The organism is uncultured Aquincola sp. (assembly GCF_964001545.1).
Classification (GTDB): Bacteria; Pseudomonadota; Gammaproteobacteria; order Burkholderiales; family Burkholderiaceae_C; genus Aquincola.
The window spans coordinates 1-2,464 of record NZ_CAXFDV010000852.1 but is presented as its reverse complement, the minus strand read 5'-3'; the positions used below and the strand labels follow the sequence as shown (position 1 = coordinate 2,464).

General features: G+C 71.7%; 3 protein-coding genes. All 3 read left to right on the top strand.

The window, feature by feature from the left end:
* The coding region (gene tssK, locus ABNT58_RS29440; RefSeq protein ID WP_348756900.1) for a type VI secretion system baseplate subunit TssK at window positions 1-767 on the top strand (767 nt) is incomplete at its 5' end.
* Between the two features lie 35 nt (window positions 768-802).
* Window positions 803-2,131, top strand: a complete 1,329-nt coding sequence (locus tag ABNT58_RS29435) for a DotU family type VI secretion system protein (RefSeq protein WP_348756899.1) — start codon at window positions 803-805, stop codon at window positions 2,129-2,131.
* A 22-nt stretch (window positions 2,132-2,153) separates the two neighbouring features.
* The coding region (locus tag ABNT58_RS29430) for a hypothetical protein (protein WP_348756898.1) at window positions 2,154-2,464 on the top strand (311 nt) is incomplete at its 3' end.

The window sequence follows — 2,464 nt, the reverse complement described above, 5'->3', positions numbered from 1 at the left end:
TGCTGCATGTGGCCGCGCACCCGGTGCTCGACAGCTACCAGCGCGAAGTGCTGGGCATGGTGCGCCAGCGCAGCGAAGCCCTGGCCGCGCGCCTGGCCCAGCCCGGCCGGGCCGGCGTGGGCGAGATCGCCGACTTCGTGTTCCTGCAGACGCTCAACCGCACCGAGCCCTTGCTGGCCCACCTGCCGCAGCTGCCGGTGCTGCACCCCGAGCGGCTGTACACCGTGCTGCTGCAACTGGCCGGCGAGCTGTCCACCTTCCGTGAACGCAAGCGCCCCGCCGACTACCCGCCCTACCGCCACGACGATCTGGCGCCGTGCTTTCGCGCGGTGATGGGCGACCTGCGGCAGTCGCTGTCGATGGTGCTGGAGCAAACCGCCATCCCCATCGAGCTGCAGGAGCGCAACCACGGCGTGCGGGTGGCCATCATTGCCGACATCGAATTGCAGCGCCGTGCGCAATTCGTGCTGGCGGTCAATGCGCAGATGCCCAGCGAAGCGCTGCGCGCGCGCTTTCCGTCGCAGGTCAAGATCGGCCCAGCCGAGCGCATCCGCGACCTGGTCAACCTGGCACTGCCGGGCGTGGCCGTCAAGCCGATGCCGGTGGCGCCGCGGCAGATCCCGTACCACGGCGGCTTCAGCTACTTCGAGCTGGAAACCCGCGGCAGCGAGCTGTGGCAGCAGTTGGAACGCTCCGCCGGCCTGGCCTTGCATGTGTCCGGCGACTTCCCCGGCATCGAGTTCGAGTTCTGGGCCATCCGGCCATGAGCCGGCGCGCTCCCACCTTCTTCAGGTAGTCCCCGATGAGCGATCAAGACCCGTTCTCGGCGTTCGAATCCGACCGCACCGTCATCAAGCCCAGCGCCGGTCGTGGCGCGCGGCCCGGTGCGGCGCCGGTGGGGGCGGCGCCCGCGATGCCTGGCCAGGTGCCGGGCGCTGCGCCGGCGCTCGATGCTGCGCCGCTGCCCGAGCTGCCCGGCGTGGCCGGCTTCAACCCGCTGCTGCAGGCCGCGGCGCCGCTGCTGGGCACGGCCGCGCGTTTGCGCAGCATGCCGCAGCACCCCAACCCGGCCGCGCTGCGTGCCGCGCTGGCCGAAGGCATCAAGCAGTTCGAGTCCACCACCCGCGCGCAAGGCCTGCCCAACGAGCAGGTGATCGCCGGCCGCTACGTGCTGTGCACCTTCATCGACGAATGCGCTTCCAGCACGCCCTGGGGCGGCTCGGGCGCCTGGGGCTCGCAGAGCCTGCTGGTGCTGTTCCACAACGAGGTGTCGGGCGGCGAGAAGGTGTTCCAGCTGATGGGCAAGCTGGCCGAGAACGTGCCCGCCAACCGGCCGCTGCTGGAGCTGATGTACATGACGCTGGCGCTGGGCTTCGAAGGCCGCTACCGCGTGATCGACAACGGCCGGGCGCAGCTGGAGACGGTGCGTGAGCGCCTGGCCCAGATGCTGAAGCAGGCCACGCCTGCGGTGGACAAGGAACTCTCGCCCGCCTGGGTCGGCGTGCGCGCCGGCCAGCAGCGCCTGCGTGACGGCATCCCGGTGTGGGTGGTGGCCGCGGCCACCGCGCTGGTGCTGATGCTGGTGTTCATCGCGCTGCGCATGGCCATCAATGCCCGCACCGACCCCACCTTCCAGGCGCTGCAGTCGCTGGACGTCAAGGCCGCGCCGCCCGCCCCGCCGCCGGTGCCCGCGCCGCAGCCGCGGCTGGCGGGCCTGCTGGCGCCCGACATCCAGGCCGGGCTGGTGGAGGTGCGCGACTATGCCGACCGCTCGGTCATCGTCATCCGCGGCGACGGCTTCTTCGAGCCGGCCAGCGCCGACGTGGCCGACCGCGTGAAGCCACTGCTGGGCCGCATCGCCGCTGCGCTCAAGCCGCTGCCCGGGCCGGTGCTGGTGACCGGCCACAGCGACAACCAGCCGATCCGCTCGGTGCGCTATCCCTCCAACTGGCACCTCTCGCAGGAGCGGGCCGACAGCGTGAAGGCACTGCTGGCCGCCACCTTGCCGGCCGACCGGCTGCGCGCCGAAGGCCGTGCCGACAGCGAGCCGGTGGACAGCAACGACACCCCCGCCGGCCGGGCCAAGAACCGCCGGGTCGAGATCACGCTGGCTTCGCCGCCGCAAAGCTGAAGCCGACGGAGCAGGACAGTCCATGAAACGTGTGTTCAACGTCTTGCTGAGCCCTGCGGTGCTCGGCAGCCTGGCGGTGCTGGCGCTCAGCGCCATCGTCTGGTGGCTGGGGCCGCTGCTGGCCTTCGGTGCCGATGCGGCGGGCCAGGTGTCGCGCCCGCTGGGCGGTGTGTTGGCGCGTGCCATCGTCATTGCGCTGATGTGGGCGCTGTGGCTGGGCCGCCTGGGCTGGCTGGCCTGGAAGCGCAAGCAGGCCCATGCGGCGCTGCTGCAGGGCATTGCGCCCGGCCCCAGCGCGGCCGACCAGGAGGCCCAGCTGCTGGACCAGCGCTT